The sequence below is a fragment of the Bacillus cereus group sp. TH152-1LC genome (assembly GCF_027710505.1).
In the GTDB taxonomy this organism is placed as follows: Bacteria; Bacillota; Bacilli; order Bacillales; family Bacillaceae_G; genus Bacillus_A; species Bacillus_A mobilis.
Genome location: NZ_JAQFNK010000001.1, coordinates 486,560 through 503,189 on the forward strand (window position 1 = coordinate 486,560; position 16,630 = coordinate 503,189).

A 16,630-nucleotide genomic window follows, 5' to 3' on the forward strand; every position below is an offset into this window, starting at 1 on the left:
AAACCAAGCACGCTATGTGCTTGGTTTTTTATGCTGCAAACTTTTGTAATAAATTGTTGCAGATAAGAGTGTTGTTATCAAGAATAAAGGAGTCTTGATACAAGACTTTTGTTTTTGTTTGAAGATTTTCCTTGATGTGAAATAAAGTGTCAAATAAATCTGCTTTGAATGTGAAGATTTTCTCATTATTTTCAGTAGATACTGATTCTAAAATTAATTTAGAGATGAGCAGATTTTTCATCAAAGATTTCTTTGTGTTCATTTGAATTACAGGTATTTGTTTCTTTGTTTGTGATTCGTGACTTGTAAAAATAATTTTTTTGCGTTTAATAGTTTTTGCTTGCTTAGAAATAGTTTTTAACATATTGATTTGTGTTTCTTGGGCGAAGAAACACCTTCCCACCTTTCAATTTAAAGTTATTTGATTGAGTGGGCGGTTTTTTTGGGGCTTTCAAGGTCGGGCGAGACCTTGTTTTTTAATGTATATAATGAATTTATATTGTTAATATACTTTGTATATACATAGTATATACAAATAATCGAACGATGTAAATACTTTTTTAGAATTATTATGATTTTTTGAAAAAGTATGTTGTAATCACAATGTATTTCATGTTTTTTTACAACGTTCATTGATGAACTGCACTTATGAATGTGAAAGTTTTCTTTGGTTTATTCTGTAAAACCGTAAAAAGTTAGGTTTTTATGAAAGTGAAATTAAAAAAAACGTGAATAATATATAGAATAATAAAATGTAAGAAAGGGAGGAATGGTCATGTCGGATGGCGGAATGTCTCAAGAAGAGATTGATAAAATCCTAAATGGAACTTCAGATGAAGATAATAATGGAAATACAGGTGGAGAAATGTCTCAAGAAGACATCGATAAAGTATTGCAAGAAAACTCCAATGACAATGAAGAAGGAACAAAAGATGAAAATCCAAGTGGCGGAATGTCCCAAGAAGAAATAAATAAACTTGTAAACTCAACAACTGATGAAAATACAAAGGGAAATAATGAAGTATCTCACGAAGATGCAGTTGAACTGTTAAAACGTGAATCGGTTGAAAATAAAACTTCATCTCAAGAACCATTAACTCAAAATAATCAAAGTGAAATAAATCAAGAAGAAATAGATAGAATGTTACAAGAAACTGTAAGTGAAGAAACAGATAAAAAAGAATTTTCGCAAGAGGAAATAGATAAACTCTTGCTTGCTGCTTCTGATGCAATGCCACAAAATAATAATTCTTTTATAAATTCTAAGAAAACTGCTATGGAAAAAAGTCAAATTGATTTAATTGACGAAGAAAAGAATAAAAGAAATAATTTAAATTTTTCCGAAGAAGAAAAAGAAGTAATTGTAGAAATAATGAATACATCATACAGTGCAGCGTCTGCTACATTAACAGCTCTTTTGGGTCAAACTGCACTTATAAAAAATCCAGTTGTTGAACTGATAGAAGAAAACGATGTAGAAGGTGCAAATATACCGCATGTAATTTTGAACGTAGATTACACCAAAGGATTAGAAATGGAAAATTCATTAATCTTTAAGAAAAGTGATGCTTTTCGCATTTCAGATAGTATGATGTCTATAACAAGTCAGATAGATGAAACAAGAGAAATGGATGAAATGACATTAAGTGCTCTTAAAGAAGCAGTAAATCAAATAATGGGTAAATCAGCTACAGCAATGTTTAAAGTTTTACAAAAAACTGTAGATATTTCACCTCCTGAAATAAAAATAGATAATTTTAATTCGGAAATTTCTCGTATAAAAGGTAACAATCAAAAAGTTGTTTGTATTTCATTGGATTTAGAAATAGGTTCTAATGAACCATCGAAAATATATCAAGTTATATCTGTTGAAAATGCAAAAGAAATGGCTAAGTATCTTCTAGACTTAAGAGAACCGAAAAAAGAAGTTCAAGAATTAAAGATAGAAAAAGATGATAATTCTGGTGGTAGTAAAAATTATGTTAATCCATTATTGAAAGATGTGACAGTAAAAATGGAGCTGGTATACGGAACTACAAGAAAAACACTTAAAGACTTCTTGTCAATGGAACAAAATCATGTTATTGAACTTAAAGAAGAAGTACATGAACCATTAAAGCTATTTGCTAATGGAGTATTAATTGCTGAAGGAAATCTAGTGAATGCTGATGGTTATTACGGAGTAGAGATTCGAAAAATATATTAGTTTTGTTAAAAAGGAGCTTTGGAATGGATAAAAAAAGAAAAAAAGTTTTAATTTTCTTTGGTTTTATTTTATTTATAGGATTAATATTAATGCTATTTTTATTTTTTAAAAAACCACCGGTTGAAGAACCTCATGAAGGAAGCACAAACGTAATTTCAAAAGAGCCTACAAATCATACCGAAAAACCAAGTGAGCCGAAAGGTGAAGATAAAAATGACGAAGAAGAAAAAAGCTTGGTTGGATTTGCTAGTAAGGAAGATGAAAATAAATTATTTATGGATGGTAATAGAGAAAAAGCAGAAATAAAACAGAAAGATTATACGTATTTATTGAGTTCAAAGCCAATCGATTTTAAAGTGCAATTGCCGCCGGAATGGGAAAATCAAAAAACACAAGTGGATGAAATACCGGGTTTTTATGAAAAAACACCATCAGAAAGAGCAGTTTATTATCAAGAAAAAACGGATTTCACAGAAGAACAAAAGAAAGAATTAGAAAAAATTAAAGAATTAAATTCAAAAATGTATGAAGCCTATCAAAAAAGAGATTATAATACGTTTTTAATGAATATGTATAAAGGGTGGAGAGAATATTACGGAGTATATATAGGGAAAATTATTAAAAGTGGTGATTATAAAGAAAAAAATCTAGGATTTTATCCAGAAAAAATAGATACTAAAATTGGTTACTCTTATGGATTTATGGTAAGAGAAATTTCCTATATTTATCAAGGAGAGATAAGGGAAAGAAGAGTTGTAGATTGTTTTGTAGTTTATAAGCAAAATGACGCAGGAGATTGGGAAGTATATTACGAGCATCAATTATAATAAAAAACGAGGAGAAAAGGCATTTTTCCTCGTTTTTTAATTTTTGTAATAATCAACAACATATAAATCTCTTTGTTGAGACAAATCTAAGAATGTATCGTTTTCTAATTCAATAATAGGACGAATGATGTCTTTTGGATTCAAATAATAAATCTTGCCTATTGAACCATCTGATAAGATAACATATTCATTTAAATACATTTCATACATATACTCAATCCACGGGAAAACAATGATTGGATTTAAAATCCCATCAATTGAATCGAAATAAAGTTTATTTAGGGACTCGAACATGCTGTCTCTTTTTTTATAAACCCTATCCGAACATAAAGTGTCAAAAACATCTGCTGTTGAAATAACTTGAACATTGATAGGAATAGATTCTTTGGGAATTTTATTTGGATATCCGTCTCCGTGTAGGGATTCATGATGAAGAAGCGCAGAATCAAGCAACTCTTTTTTATAAACACCTATGGATTTTAGTAAACGTTCTCCTAATAAAGTATGGGCTTGTATGTGAAATTTTTCTTCTGTTGTTAAAGAATCCGGTTTATTTAATATATTTTTATCTAATTTGACTTTGCCAATGTCATGAATATAGCCCATCTGACTTAATAAGGTATTGCTTTCGATAAGTGTATGTAGATTTCCAAGTAAGAAAGATACAATGGAGACATTAACAGAATGACGATACAAAGAATCTGAACATCCTTCAACGGAGTAAGCAAATTCAAAAAATTCTTTTTCATCTTCCAATAGTGCAATTAAATTATGAATTTTTAATAATAGTGGTTCAGGATTTTCGATTGCGCCTTCTTCAAGAAGTGTAAAAAACACTTTTGTTTCTTCAATGGTATTTATATATTCTTCCCAAAAAAGGGGTTGTTTGCTTTTAACGATAAATCCCTCCATTTGTAATAGGAGCTCATTGTCCAATTTTAAAAAAGAAACAGGTACTTTTTTTATATTATTTTTAAGGAGATAAGAAATTATGTTTGTTGATAGAATTGAATTTTTTTTGATTAGTATCGAGCCGTCTTCTGCTTGAATATCCTTTTTTATGAGTGCTCCTAATAATTTTGGAGATAATTCTTTCCATTTCATTTTATATATTCCCCCTTTGTACAATGGTTTTAAAGTTATAAAACAAATAAAAGAAAAAGTGAAATTATTTTGCTTTTTTTCGTAAGGAACAAGAGCTTTTAATAAGTAAAATAAAATAAAAAAGAAGAGTCTTAGTTAAGACTCTATTTTTATGCATATTTTCTTTGTGTTGTAGTTTTACGTCGAGAAACACGTCCAATAGATTGTTTTCGTTTTTCTAAACGAGCATCCAGAATAGCAATTCTATTTTGAAGATGTTGTACTCTTTCTTCATAATCCTCTGGAAGTTGTTTCTGTGGATTATGCTTATAGTAGGGGCTGTTAACCCACTCAACATCGTATGAATTTAGTCTTGCTTTTAATCGGGTTCTTTCTTCATAATCCAAAACATACTGATGCCATTCTGCGCCCATTATATTAATCTTATCACGAGCTATTGCGATTAGTTGCTCATCTGAATATTGTTTAAAACCACGCATTTTTCCTGCTTGAGCACCTCTCCAAGTATCTCTCGTTTCAAACTCGTAATGGTCAATAATAACTAAAGCCTCATCTACTAACATATTAATTATCCCCTTTGTAAAATAGCTCTCTAGCTATTCACGTTTTTTGCACATATTATCATGAAATTTTATCTATTGTTAAAACTTTTTGAAAAACATTTAAATGAAGTCGATAATATGATTGATAATTTTTAATATTCCTAAAAATGAGCATAAAAAAAGGGAATACAATAGGAATTTAATATTTTATTTAAAAATAAAATATTAATAAAATTAAGGGAGGGAGCCTGAATAGGCTAACTTATGGAAAAAATATTTATCAATCATAAACTTGTAGATTTAAAGGATGCCAAGGTCTCTATTCTAGACAGAGGTTATTCATTTGGAGATGGAGTATACGAAGTAATACGTTTTTATGACGGAGTATTATTTCGTTTAGAAGAACATTTAGAAAGATTTAAAAGAAGTGTACAGGAATTAGATATTGATTTTGAATTTGATATGGAATTATTGAAGTCAGAAATAGACTTTTTAATCAAGAAAAGTGGTTATAATTCAGGTTATATATATGCCCAAATCTCTAGAGGTGTAGGGAAGCGTGACCATGTATATGTGGATAAGGAATTATCTGAACCACAATACATTATGTATGTAGTACAAGAGGAAGAGAGACCATTAAAAGTGATGGAAAATGGCATTAAAGTGCTTTTGACTGAAGAAGTTAGATGGGCACGTTGTGATATTAAGAGTTTGAATTTATTAGGAAGCGTTATTGCTAAAAATGAGGCTTATAGACGCGGAGCTAAAGAAGCAGTATTTCATAGAAACGGATATATTACTGAAGGTAGTGCAACGAATGTATTCGTAGTGAAAGACGGAGTATTGTATACACATCCTGCAAATAATTTTATTCTTAATGGTATTACAAGACTAACTATTATTGAAATAGCAAAAGAGTTAAAAATCCCAGTTGTGGAGACACCATTTATTGTCGAATTCTTTAAACAAGCAGATGAAGCGTTTACTTCAGCGTCTGTGAGTGAAATTTCTCCTATTATCGAATTCGAAGAAGATGTTGAGGGGAGCTCAATTGTTAGAAAACTAGGTAAAGGTACAAGAGGAAATGTAACAAAAGCTATTCAGGATAAGTACGGTGAATACATTGCAAAATAAAAAATTTCTAGACGAAATACAGTACGCTAGAGCATTTGCTATGTTGGCTGTTCTATGCGTACACTGTACGTCTACTGGTCTTGGTTCGAGCCCGCACGAATCTTTTATGTTTTCTATTTATAATTTTTTTAATGTGTTGGGTAGTTTAGGGGTTCCAACGTTTATTTTTTTAAGTGGTTTTATTTTCTTTTATAGCTACTATGACAAGACTCTCAATACCAAGTTATTAAAAAGGTTTTATGTTAATCGTTTTACAACCATATTATTGCCTTATTTAATCGTTTCTTTATTGTATTGGGTTATAAAAGGATATTTGTATGGAATGGGAGATTGGCAGAGTGAATCTAAAAGGATAGTATACCTTTTAGCGACTGGAAAGGCGCATACACATCTGTATTTTGTATTTATAACTGTGCAATTCTATGTTTTATTTCCGGTGTTGCTGTATATCTTTCAAAAATTTAAATTCGTTAGGAAGTATGCAATTATACATGGGATATTGTTGCAATTTTTATGGGTATATTTAAATTCAAAATATTTTCAAGTTGAAATGAAAGGTTCAATTTGTTTTTCCTATATGATGTTTTATTTTATTGGAGCTTTCTTTGGAATTTATTATCAACAGATATTAGAGTGGACGAAAGACTTAAAGAAAAGTATTGCTTGCATATGTAGTATCTTTTTTGGATACGGACTTTCACTTTGTTTTTATGTTGGTATTATCTATTTAGCAAAAACAAAAGAATTCTATCTTTCTAATAAATGGTTTGAACTTGGATGGACTATGCATGCTTTATTTGCAGGGCTCGTAATTTTTATCATAGCTCATTATGCAGAAATTAAATTTTCTATAAAAGTAAAAAGGTTCTTTATGGGTATGGGTGCTGCTTCATTTGGTATCTATCTTATTCATCCCGTTGTATTAATGATAACTAGAGGGGTATTGGATTCAGGTACTCCAATTGTTTTTCATAGTTGGCAAGTCATTTCCTTTTTACTTTCTTTATTTGGCAGCTGGGCAGTAGTGAGATTCTTTTATAATTACATTCCGTATTCATGGGTTTTATTTGGGAAGGATTCTCTTAAGAAGTAGTGAAATTAAGTCAAAGAGGGGGCTAAAAAATGGCTATGACGCGTGAAGAAAAAATAAATTTGCTTCATAAAACTTATGGTAAAAATAACGAATTTTCTTGGAGCATTGAAGAATTAAATAAAAGAAATGAAGCTCAAATTGATATGCTCTATAATGCTTGTTTAGATGAAAATTCAAAATTAAGTACAAATGAAGAAAAATAGTAAGGAAAAGGGATATTCTAAAAATCAGAATATCCCTTTTTTTAATTCTTCTTCTTCAATTCTCTTTTGCTCTTCCACATATTCTAAATATCTTCTGTGTACGGTAGCCTTGCTAACGTCATAATTACCTGTTCCACGTAATGTAGCAGCGATTTCTTCAAATGTAAGTTTTAAATTTCTTAATCTTACTATTTCTAACATAGGAAGCTCCTTTTTTTCTCTACCTCCTTCATGATTGTTTTTTATGTTTTTATGAGGCTTATAGCCATTTTTAACGGCTCTTTGCATACCTCGTTGAATCTTTAAATTGTGAATCTTTCTTTGATATTCTTCAACAATGCTAACAATTTGTAATACCATAGAATCAGCTTCGGATAATTCTAATTCTCCTTGTTGGCTATTTGTGTATATTTTAACGTCCTGCTTTAAAATGCAGTGAAATAAAGCAATTTTAGCATTTCCTCTGCCTATTCTAGTTTCATCCTGAATAAGAAGCGCATCCACTTTCTCATTTTTAATAGTATCTAGTATTTCAAATACGCCATTTCTATTTATCTCATATCCACTTTCCTGTTCTTGAATAATCTTGATTACATTCATTTGGTGTAGATTAGCTAAAGCTAATAATTCTTCTTTTTGTCTAACAAGAGAAGTTTCTTGTTGTTCCTTTTGTGTGCTTACTCGACAATAAATAATAGCATTCAAGTCTAGTTCCTCCTTTTCGTTAGTGTATCTTTATTATAAGGGGTATGGAGATAATTTTTCCAGCATTATCGAACATAAGTTTTGCGAATGTATGTTTTAGTTTAAATTAGAAAAGATTGTACGCTACGAATGCAATAGAGAAATTATTGATGGTTAAAAGGGATATTGTTTTTAATAACATACAAAGAGGGTTTTGTGCTTTTTTTAATAATTAGTACCTAATCATAAAACTAAATAATATAAAGGGAGCGTAATGATATGAATAAATTAGCGTATGTATTCCCAGGACAAGGTTCTCAATATGTAGGCATGGGAAAAGATATTTATAATGATAATTCAAAAGTGCAAGATATTTTTTCTACGGCAAATTCTTTGTTAGGGAAGGATTTATCAAAACTATGTTTTGAAGGACCGGAAGAAGAATTAAAAATTACTTATAACACACAGCCGGCTATTTTAACTACAAGTTATGCTTTATATGAATTAGCGAAAAAACAATTACCTAATCCAGATTATGTAGCTGGGCATAGTTTAGGAGAATATACTGCATTAGTGGTATCGGGTGCGATGCCTTTTGCAGATGCAGTGATTGCTGTACAAAAACGTGGAGAGTTTATGGATAGCGCAGTTCCTACTGGAGTAGGGGCAATGGCGGCTGTTCTTGGCGGGGATAAAGATACTATCCAAATGATTTGTGAGCAAGTATCTGATAAAGAAAAGATAGTTCAAATTGCCAACATAAATTGTCCAGGACAAATCGTAATTTCAGGTCATAAAGAAAAAGTTATGTTGGCTACTGAGAAATTAAAAGAAAGTGGAATTAAAAGAGTTATTCCATTGGTTGTAAGTGGACCATTTCATTCTAAATTAATGGAGCCTGCTTCTGAAAAGTTGAAGGAAGAAGTTTTAAGTTCTATCAATATGATGAATACAGTAATCCCAGTAGTAGCAAATGTAAATGCAAAAGAAATTACTTCTGCTGAAGAAATTAAAAACGCTTTAGTAGAACAAGTGTATTCTTCGGTTCTTTGGGAAGATAGTATTAGATATATGATTCGAAATGGTGTAGATACGTTTATTGAAATTGGTCCGGGAAAAGTATTGAGTGGATTAATTAAAAAAATTGATAAAAGCGTAAATGTTTATTCTATATCAGACATAGAAACTATGAATAATGTAATTGAAAAGTTAAAACAAGTAGGGGGGAACTCAAATGAAATTAGAGCATAAAGTAGCGATTGTAACAGGGGCATCTAGAGGAATTGGTAAGGCAATTGCTTTGGAATTAGCAAGAAATGGTTTAGATGTTGTGATTAATTATTCTGGAAACGAAGAAGCTGCTAAAAATGTAGCTAAAGAGGTAGAAAAATTAGGTAGAAAAGCTCTTGTCATTAAGGCTAATGTTGCTGTTGTTAGCGAAGTAGAAGAAATGTTTAAAGAAACAATTAGTGCTTTTGGAAAAGTTGATATTTTGGTAAATAATGCTGGAATAACAAGAGATAATTTAATGATGCGTATGAAAGAAGAAGAATGGGATGCTGTTATCAATACCAATTTGAAAGGTGTTTATAATTGTATGAAAGCTGCAACTAGACCGATGATGAGACAAAAGAGTGGTAGAATAGTAAATATTTCTTCGGTTGTAGGAATATTAGGAAATCCGGGTCAAGTTAACTATGTTGCAGCTAAGGCTGGAGTTATTGGTATTACGAAAACAATGGCGAAGGAATTGGCATCTAAAGGAATCACAGTTAATGCAGTTGCGCCAGGGTTTATTGAAACCGATATGACAGATGAATTAAGTGAAGGGGTTAGAGAAGGTCTTTTAAAACAAATTCCGTTAAATAAACTTGGACAACCAGAAGATATTGCGAAAGTAGTTCGCTTTTTAGTAAGTGAGGATGCTCAATATATGACGGGTCAAACGATATCTGTTGATGGCGGAATGGCAATGTAGAAAACTCTTAGAATTTCTAAGGGTTTTTTCTATGGATTAAAAATAAAAAAACCACCTACAAAGAATGAATAGATGTAAGTGGTTTTATTATTAAATTATGTTGTTTTATTATTTCTTAAGTGAACTGAATTGTGATAACAGTTCATCAGCTTGTGCTCCTAATTCATTAGCTAATTGACCTAATTGTTCAATAGAAGCATTTTGCTCTTCTAAAGATGAAGCGATTGCTTCTGAACCAGCAACTGATTCTTGAGTTATATCTGAAATTTTAATAGATTCTTTTAAAATATCTTCTTTCTTTTCGTTAGCAGTGTTTATCTTGTTAGTGATTTCATCAATCATAGCTTTGCTCGATTCGATTTTTTCAATAATTAATACAAAAGATTTTTCGGTATCTTCTACATATTTGCTTTGTTCTTGAATTAAATCATGAGTAGATTCGATAAGATTAACAGTTCCGCTAGTGTCTTTTTGCATTTGTTGAATCAGTTGTGTGATTTGTTTGCTAGATTCAGCAGATTTTTCTGCTAGTTTTCTTACTTCTGCTGCAACTACAGCAAATTCACGACCAGATTCTCCAGCACGAGCCGCCTCGATTGCTGCATTTAAAGCGAGTAAGTTTGTTTGTTCTGCAATTTCTGAAATAGTATTAATAATTTTATTAATGCTTTTAGAGTTTGTATCTAGAGATTGAATAGCTGAGACCATACCTTTCGTCATTTCGGTTGTTTTTGTAGATTGTTCTTGTAATTGTTTAAGTTGGTTCATTCCTTTGTCTGAAACAATTAATAATTCATCTGATTGTTTTGAAATTCCTTTGCTTTGTTCTTCTATTTGTGAAATCTCTTCTGATAGAACAGATAAGTTTTGTGTATTCTTGTCTGTTAAATTAGCTTGTTCTGTTGCACCATTTGCCATTTCCTCCATTGTAAAGGCGATGTCATTAATTGCTGATTTATTTTCTCCGATGCTTTCAACAAAAGTATTTACTTTGTTTTTTACACTCACAGAAGTTCCTTCGATAGAAGTAATCATATTTTTGATTTGATAAATCATGTGATTAAATCCTCTTGCCAATTGACCGAATTCATTATTATTTTTCACAGGAACTTCAACTGAAAAGTCACCTTTTTCAACTTTTTTCATTTCTGTTGAAAGTTGTTGTAATGGTTTAAATATACGTCTAATTAATACATATAAAATTATTGCAGAAACAAGAATAGAAATAGAACCAATAAGAAGTAGGGCTGGTATTACAGAAGCAGCTTTCTCTTGGATATCACTCTTTATAATAGTTCCTGTCATATACCAATCTGAAGTTTTATTCTTTTGGTAAAATAAAATCTTATCTGTTCCACCTTCTGTAAAGTCAATTTTTCCTTTTTCTTCTCCACTAGTAAGCATTTTTTGAATGAATGGTTTTGAACTTAAATCCTGTCCTTTCATTGTTTCATCAGTGTGTTCGATAATCTTGCCATCTTTTCCTATAACAGTAATAAATCCATTTTCACCCAGTTTAGTATCCATTAAATAAGAATGAATTTTTTTCAATGAAACATCTAAACCAATAACAACTGGTTCTTTTCCTTTTTCGTGAATCATTTGACTTACTGTTATAACCTGTTCTCCAGAAAAAGCATCTTTGTAAGGAGTGCTCCAAACAGCTTTGCCATTAGCTTTTATAGCATTCTTGTACCAATCTCTTTCAGTAGGCTTATAACCACTTCCTGAATTTTTACGCGGGTAGCTCAAAAATTTATTATCCTTTGTTGCGACATAAGCAGAGTTTAAGTCTTCTGAAGTGTTTTTATAGTTTTTAAATAGTTTTTCTAATTCTGCATAATTGTTTTGAGAAGGGGCATAAATTGATTCAAATTTAGAAAACATTTTTAACTTTTCTTCTGTGTCATCAAAAAAAGTATTCGTTAGTGCATTGAAACTTTTTGTTGAAAGTTCAGTTGATTGTAGTAGCTCTTTTTCTAAATTATCTGCGCCAATACGATAAGAAGTTATTAAAATTATAATGTTGGAAATTAAAAATAATACAAATGTAGTTAAAAGTATTTGAGTTTTAATGCCTATGCTTTTTTTCATTCATTACAACCTCCTAGTTTAATATGAATTAAGGAATTGACTTAATTGTTTGAGAAACGTAAGCGATGATAATGATTCCATAATAAGATACTAATTATTTTGAAAATTAAATCGCTAATTAGCCCTCCTAATAATAGAACGGAAATTTTATTCGTAACGATAACATTTTGAGATATAAAGTAAAAAATATAATCATTCAATATTTTTGTATGAAAAGCAGAATGAATTTACAGTAAAAAAGACGTTGGCATAATAATGCACAACGTCTTGATTAAATATATATAACTTGAAATCCCACATTTTCAAAAATTTCACCTATAATACCACGATGACAAATTTGATGATTTCCACAATAACAAGCAAAAGCCACATCTTTTCCACTTTTTAGTTCAAGAACCATTCGTTTTAAGTCTGATTTAGCTTGAGGGTTGTTGGTTATTTCATCCCTAAAACGGGGTTTGTAAAATTTTTGAAATGATTCTTCGTTCCAAGAGCCTTCTTTTTTGAGATTTTGCGTATCCGAGAATAATCTTTTGCTAGGTGCAAGAGAGTCTATGTATTCCCAACCATCAGGAAGAAATTTTTTTACTCGAACTGCAAAGAATTTCAAATCTATGTCTGGTAAATCTTTAATTCTACTAATACAAACACAATATAATGTTCCATGCATTGTTTATGAACCGATTGCAACGACATCAAACAAGTCATTTAAAGTAAGTTGTTCGGCTGCTTCCATTTCTACTTTTGTTTCTAACGTAATCGGTTCTACTATTTCAATTTCTGTTTCTAACGTAACTGGTTCGGCTGCTTTTACGACATGTTCCATTGGTTCTATAAAATTATCATCCATAATTCCGGAAGAAAAAGGTTTTTCGTCATTATTTAATTCACTAATATATTCTTCATTTTGTTCTTCTGTATTTTGTGAGGTTTTAATGGAGAACCATTCAACTTCTTCAATTGGAATTCCTAAGTATCGCCATTCTAAAGACTGTTCTGTCATTCTTACTTCTACCTTTGATTCGTTAAGTAAAGCATCAAAATAAGAGTATTTTAGGTCCTCGTCGTACCATTTTATCTTTGTAAACCCAGCTGTTTGTATAGTTTCTATTTGTGAAGCTGTAATTTGGTCTTGATTCATGTAAATGCAATCCCTTCTTGTATTGTTTTTTATTTATTGTAACAAAAAATAAACATAGAATGATAGACTTATAGAAAAATAAAGATAAAAATATCTTTGCAATAAACAAAAAATCATAAATAATAAGAAATAAATTCAAAAAAATCATATTCAAGAAGGAGATTTGAAACATATCCAGAATATAATTATACTTGATTGAACATCTTATTAAATGTTAGAAGAAAAATTAAGAAGTAATAAAAATAAATTCAAAAAACAAACACAAACATTTTTGAATCTGTTAATATAGTCTCATATTTAAAGAATCAAAAGCATAAAGCGAGTAAAATTGAATGTATGTTTAATACGTTAAAAATAGATAAATGGACCCTTAGCTCAGCTGGTTAGAGCAGACGGCTCATAACCGTCCGGTCGTAGGTTCGAGTCCTACAGGGTCCACCATACATGTCTCTGTAGCTCAGCGGATAGAGCATTCGCCTTCTAAGCGAAGAGTCGGGAGTTCAAATCTCTCCAGGGACGTAACAAAGTTGCTGACGACAGGAAAGGTTCCCTGCACGCTGAAAAATATTCAGTTAATAGGTATGTCGGATACGCCGCCCGACCAGCAGCTATTTATTCCGCAATATCTCAGTGAAAAAACAACATTTATTATATGCCGGTGTGGTGGAATGGCAGACACGCCTGACTCAAAATCAGGTCCGAAAGGGTGGAGGTTCGAGTCCTCTCATCGGTATCTTAAAAATTCTCTATATGAGGGAATTCTACATTTGAATATTTAGAAGAAATTTATACTAAGATTTAAAATACCTGATAATATGTATCAGGATAAAATGATTCCACTTTTTCTAAGGGGTCTTTTTATATCCTTTTAATATATGAGGAGGAATAGAATATGGCTATTAAAAATGTAACAGATAACAATTTTTCAGAAGAAACATCTAAGGGATTGGTGTTAGTGGATTTTTGGGCTCCTTGGTGTGGACCTTGTAAAATGATTGCTCCAGTTTTAGAAGAGTTAGACTCTCGCATGGGTGATGAAGTAAAAATCACTAAAGTGAATGTGGATGAAAATCCAGAAACAGCTGCTAAATTTGAAGTGATGAGCATCCCTACGTTACTTGTATTAAAAGATGGTAGTGTAGTAGATACAGTGATTGGATTTAGACCAATAGATGCATTAGAAGAAGTTATTCGCAAGCATCAATAGTTATATTTGGCTTTTGTGTGATTGAAGTCGAAGGTACAGTGTACAAAATCACTCTTTTTTATTTTGCCGGGATGGTGGAATTGGCAGACACACGGGACTCAAAATCCCGCGCCCCTAAAGGCGTACCGGTTCGAGCCCGGTTCTCGGTATCAAAGGTTTAAATTACTAATAATTGTAGTGATGTAAAGTTATGTTTTAGGGTGGACCGTTATCCTATGAGTCCTAGATGCGGATGGCAAGATGGAGCAGATACAAAATGCTTTGAGCTAGAAACATTATTGGGAAGTTGCAACCTCATAGGGTTGTGTGGCTAGTTGCCAACTAGAACGGTGAGGGAGACACTTGGCGGTGTCATGGAGTCCTAACAACCAAAGAATAACCTTAGAGTGGCTTAACATAGCCAGGGACTTATGAATATAACTATGCTTATCAAAGCAATTATTCTCGATGTGATATCGATAAGCGAAGGCAAGTCGGCGGTAGGAACTAGTGTAGAGGAGTCGACATAGTTCGGTGAGGGGGCTTATTCCGAATAATTTCCGATTAAACAAAAAGTAAGTCCATAGGTGTATGCTGAGCGAAGTTCAATGTAATGAAACCATGTTAAAATCTCGTGGGTTAGTTACCTTCCCTAGAGGCAATTTGTAGGAAATAAAGAGGGGAGATTTCTTCTCCCCTTGTTTCTGCATTGGCGTGTCAGGCGATTTGTAGGAAATAAAGAGGGGAAACCCTCTTTTTTATTTATGTTTCTAGCTACAGGAACCTTTCTCAAATGTAGAACTGTAGGTGGAGAGAGTTCAATGGAGGTTTTATAAATGGAAAAAGAAAAAATGGTAGAGGAAATAAATAAGTTTCTTCTAAGTAAGGGAAAAGAAATTTCTGATGAACTATTAGATATGTGGTATGTATTGATAAAAAATAATTTTGCTACTAAACAAGAATTTAAAGAATTTTTAGTTTCTGAATTTGAACAGTATGCGAACGGGGATTTAAAGTGACAACTTTTTTATTTATTTTATTAGTTTTGTGTATCAATGCATGTCTTCTATATGCACTGCATCTTACAGGATTTTTAGCAATATATCTTACTGTTATATGTATTTTATTTGGGATATATTTAATTTTAAGAGTCGCTTTGTTTATTTTAGATAAAGGTTATAGAGGTGGATATGATAGGCTGAAATTTCAATCTACGGTAATTAAATCTTTAATTGCCTTGTTCCTAACAGTGATAGCATTGCTTGCATATAAAAAGTATTTTTAAAAATTAAACCAGATGAATGCAGGGAAAATAAAATTTCATTTGAATTAATTATAGTAATGCAAGGCTTCCATAGCTTAGTAGGTAGAGCACTTGCATGGTAAGCAAGAGGTCGTCGGTTCGATTCCGGCTGGAAGCATATGTTCGTTAGAGTCGTGTGTTGTCGGGAGGTGATTGGAGCATGCCACTAAAGCTGTAAAAGGTAATATCGAAATCCAATGAATGGGGATTCTGTGGACGCACAAAATAGAATTATACTTTTATTTGCACAAGCCAAGCCTCTGCCGAGAGCACATGACAATTGTTAAATGGAATTTTATCTACTTCTAAAAAATAAAGCATTTAATAATGTATTAAAAAAGAAGGAAAAAGATGAAAACATAACAATATATTATTAAGAAGCAATTAATTAAATAGATTGCGTTTTTTATGGAGGAATACCCAAGTTTGGCTGAAGGGGTCGGTCTTGAAAACCGAGAGGTCGTGAAAGCGGCGCGGGGGTTCGAATCCCTCTTCCTCTACCATAATTTAAACAATTATTTAAACTAAATATAAATGTAAAATTTTACGAAAAGCGTCTGTCACATTGAGCATTGAATCAAATTGTAGATTCATAGCTCCTATTAAGTGGCAGGCGTTTGTTTTATTTTTAATTATTTTTTGAATTTCAATAAAAAATAATTTGTAATTTTGTATGATAAGCATAGTACAAAAGAAAGGGTGTAAAATATGAATGATTTCAGAAGAATATTTCCAATTTTTACATTAATTTTGCTTTTGTGTTTCATCTATTTTTCAGCTTTTGGTGTAAATACAGAGCCTGAAATAATTGATGCCAGTTCAAAGTCTATAGGTAAGTTGAATTTTAAAGAGCTTAGTAATCAAGTGATAGGAAATACAGAATTATCTATTGTCCTAGACAAAGATACGGATTGTCGGTATGTAAATAAGAATATCTACAATAATAATGCTAGTAAGGTAGAAATGATACCAATGGGATGTAATGCAGTCAGTAAAGAAAAACCAGGATTTAAGTTATTAAAAATGGATGTAAAAAGTAAATTGTATCTTGTAGAGGATACATGGACAAAAGGAAAATACCTGTTAGGTGACAATACAGATTTCATTGAATATCAAACAAATAAATGATAGGGGA

General features: G+C 31.4%; 17 protein-coding genes, 6 tRNA genes and 1 pseudogene. 16 read left to right on the forward strand and 8 right to left on the reverse strand.

Features of this window, described 5'->3' with window-relative positions; translation table 11 throughout:
- Positions 1-28 precede the first annotated feature (28 nt).
- Positions 29-364 carry a hypothetical protein gene (locus tag PDL00_RS02400; protein WP_098517863.1) on the reverse strand — a complete coding sequence of 112 codons (336 nt, stop codon included), beginning with the start codon at positions 362-364 and terminating at the stop codon, positions 29-31.
- A gap of 411 nt (positions 365-775) precedes the next feature.
- Here PDL00_RS02400 and PDL00_RS02405 point away from each other — a divergent pair, with 411 nt between their 5' ends.
- Both PDL00_RS02405 and PDL00_RS02410 read left to right on the forward strand, forming a co-directional pair.
- Positions 776-2,206 carry a FliM/FliN family flagellar motor switch protein gene (locus tag PDL00_RS02405; protein WP_270726016.1) on the forward strand — a complete coding sequence of 477 codons (1,431 nt, stop codon included), beginning with the start codon at positions 776-778 and terminating at the stop codon, positions 2,204-2,206.
- A 23-nt stretch (positions 2,207-2,229) separates the two neighbouring features.
- Positions 2,230-3,033: a hypothetical protein gene (locus PDL00_RS02410; RefSeq protein WP_270726021.1), complete on the forward strand. Its 804-nt coding sequence runs from the start codon at positions 2,230-2,232 to the stop codon at positions 3,031-3,033.
- A 36-nt stretch (positions 3,034-3,069) separates the two neighbouring features.
- On the opposite strand, the gene PDL00_RS02415 is transcribed toward PDL00_RS02410, so the two are convergent.
- Positions 3,070-4,137, reverse strand: coding sequence for an HD-GYP domain-containing protein (locus PDL00_RS02415; protein ID WP_270726024.1), 1,068 nt, complete (start codon positions 4,135-4,137; stop codon positions 3,070-3,072).
- Between the two features lie 149 nt (positions 4,138-4,286).
- Positions 4,287-4,700 carry a hypothetical protein gene (locus PDL00_RS02420; RefSeq protein WP_270726027.1) on the reverse strand — a complete coding sequence of 138 codons (414 nt, stop codon included), beginning with the start codon at positions 4,698-4,700 and terminating at the stop codon, positions 4,287-4,289.
- Positions 4,701-4,943: 243 nt separating this feature from the next.
- On the opposite strand from PDL00_RS02420, the gene dat reads away from it, so the two are divergent.
- The 3 genes from dat to PDL00_RS02435 are packed head-to-tail and all read left to right on the forward strand — an operon-like array spanning position 4,944 to position 7,109.
- On the forward strand, positions 4,944-5,813 hold the full coding sequence (gene dat, locus PDL00_RS02425; RefSeq protein WP_270726030.1) for a D-amino-acid transaminase: 870 nt from the start codon (positions 4,944-4,946) through the stop codon (positions 5,811-5,813).
- Positions 5,794-6,906, forward strand: coding sequence for an acyltransferase (locus tag PDL00_RS02430; RefSeq protein ID WP_270726033.1), 1,113 nt, complete (start codon positions 5,794-5,796; stop codon positions 6,904-6,906). Before dat ends, PDL00_RS02430 begins: the two co-directional genes overlap by 20 nt.
- Positions 6,907-6,935: 29 nt before the next feature.
- A complete protein-coding gene (locus PDL00_RS02435; protein WP_270726036.1) occupies positions 6,936-7,109 on the forward strand; it encodes a hypothetical protein in 174 nt (57 codons plus the stop codon).
- A gap of 24 nt (positions 7,110-7,133) precedes the next feature.
- On the opposite strand, the gene PDL00_RS02440 is transcribed toward PDL00_RS02435, so the two are convergent.
- Positions 7,134-7,814, reverse strand: coding sequence for a YneB family resolvase-like protein (locus PDL00_RS02440; RefSeq protein ID WP_270726040.1), 681 nt, complete (start codon positions 7,812-7,814; stop codon positions 7,134-7,136).
- 258 nt (positions 7,815-8,072) lie between these two features.
- Here PDL00_RS02440 and fabD point away from each other — a divergent pair, with 258 nt between their 5' ends.
- Positions 8,073-9,044, forward strand: a complete 972-nt coding sequence (gene fabD / locus PDL00_RS02445; protein WP_270726043.1) for an ACP S-malonyltransferase — start codon at positions 8,073-8,075, stop codon at positions 9,042-9,044.
- Positions 9,028-9,771: a 3-oxoacyl-[acyl-carrier-protein] reductase gene (fabG, locus tag PDL00_RS02450; RefSeq protein ID WP_270726046.1), complete on the forward strand. Its 744-nt coding sequence runs from the start codon at positions 9,028-9,030 to the stop codon at positions 9,769-9,771. The genes fabD and fabG overlap by 17 nt, the downstream gene beginning before the upstream one ends.
- A 108-nt stretch (positions 9,772-9,879) precedes the next feature.
- Here the strand turns inward: fabG and PDL00_RS34820 are convergent, their stop codons facing one another.
- The 4 genes and pseudogenes from PDL00_RS34820 to PDL00_RS02465 form a co-directional block, all read right to left on the reverse strand.
- Entirely contained in the window at positions 9,880-10,827 is a 948-nt protein-coding gene (locus PDL00_RS34820) for a methyl-accepting chemotaxis protein (protein ID WP_420107062.1), read from the reverse strand.
- 6 nt (positions 10,828-10,833) lie between these two features.
- Positions 10,834-11,865: pseudogene (locus PDL00_RS34825) on the reverse strand (HAMP domain-containing protein); the annotation flags it as partial.
- A gap of 271 nt (positions 11,866-12,136) precedes the next feature.
- Positions 12,137-12,535, reverse strand: coding sequence for a DUF488 family protein, N3 subclade (locus PDL00_RS02460; RefSeq protein ID WP_270726051.1), 399 nt, complete (start codon positions 12,533-12,535; stop codon positions 12,137-12,139).
- Between the two features lie 3 nt (positions 12,536-12,538).
- On the reverse strand, positions 12,539-13,006 hold the full coding sequence (locus tag PDL00_RS02465) for a hypothetical protein (RefSeq protein ID WP_270726054.1): 468 nt from the start codon (positions 13,004-13,006) through the stop codon (positions 12,539-12,541).
- Between the two features lie 364 nt (positions 13,007-13,370).
- On the opposite strand from PDL00_RS02465, the gene PDL00_RS02470 reads away from it, so the two are divergent.
- The 9 genes from PDL00_RS02470 to PDL00_RS02510 all read left to right on the forward strand — a co-directional run bounded on the left by PDL00_RS02470 (position 13,371) and on the right by PDL00_RS02510 (position 16,623).
- Positions 13,371-13,447, forward strand: a tRNA-Ile gene (locus tag PDL00_RS02470).
- A 5-nt stretch (positions 13,448-13,452) separates the two neighbouring features.
- Positions 13,453-13,525: transfer RNA gene (locus PDL00_RS02475), tRNA-Arg, on the forward strand.
- 135 nt (positions 13,526-13,660) lie between these two features.
- Positions 13,661-13,739: transfer RNA gene (locus PDL00_RS02480), tRNA-Leu, on the forward strand.
- Between the two features lie 159 nt (positions 13,740-13,898).
- Positions 13,899-14,213: a thioredoxin gene (gene trxA, locus PDL00_RS02485; RefSeq protein WP_270726057.1), complete on the forward strand. Its 315-nt coding sequence runs from the start codon at positions 13,899-13,901 to the stop codon at positions 14,211-14,213.
- Positions 14,214-14,278: 65 nt separating this feature from the next.
- Positions 14,279-14,362 (forward strand) — tRNA-Leu (locus PDL00_RS02490).
- Positions 14,363-15,028: 666 nt separating this feature from the next.
- The gene (locus tag PDL00_RS02495; RefSeq protein WP_270726059.1) at positions 15,029-15,211 is read left to right on the forward strand and encodes a hypothetical protein; all 183 of its coding nucleotides are present in this window, start codon (positions 15,029-15,031) and stop codon (positions 15,209-15,211) included.
- 329 nt (positions 15,212-15,540) lie between these two features.
- A tRNA-Thr gene (locus PDL00_RS02500) sits at positions 15,541-15,613 on the forward strand.
- A 292-nt stretch (positions 15,614-15,905) separates the two neighbouring features.
- A tRNA-Ser gene (locus tag PDL00_RS02505) sits at positions 15,906-15,998 on the forward strand.
- A 205-nt stretch (positions 15,999-16,203) separates the two neighbouring features.
- Positions 16,204-16,623 carry a hypothetical protein gene (locus tag PDL00_RS02510; RefSeq protein ID WP_270726061.1) on the forward strand — a complete coding sequence of 140 codons (420 nt, stop codon included), beginning with the start codon at positions 16,204-16,206 and terminating at the stop codon, positions 16,621-16,623.
- Positions 16,624-16,630: the final 7 nt, after the last annotated feature.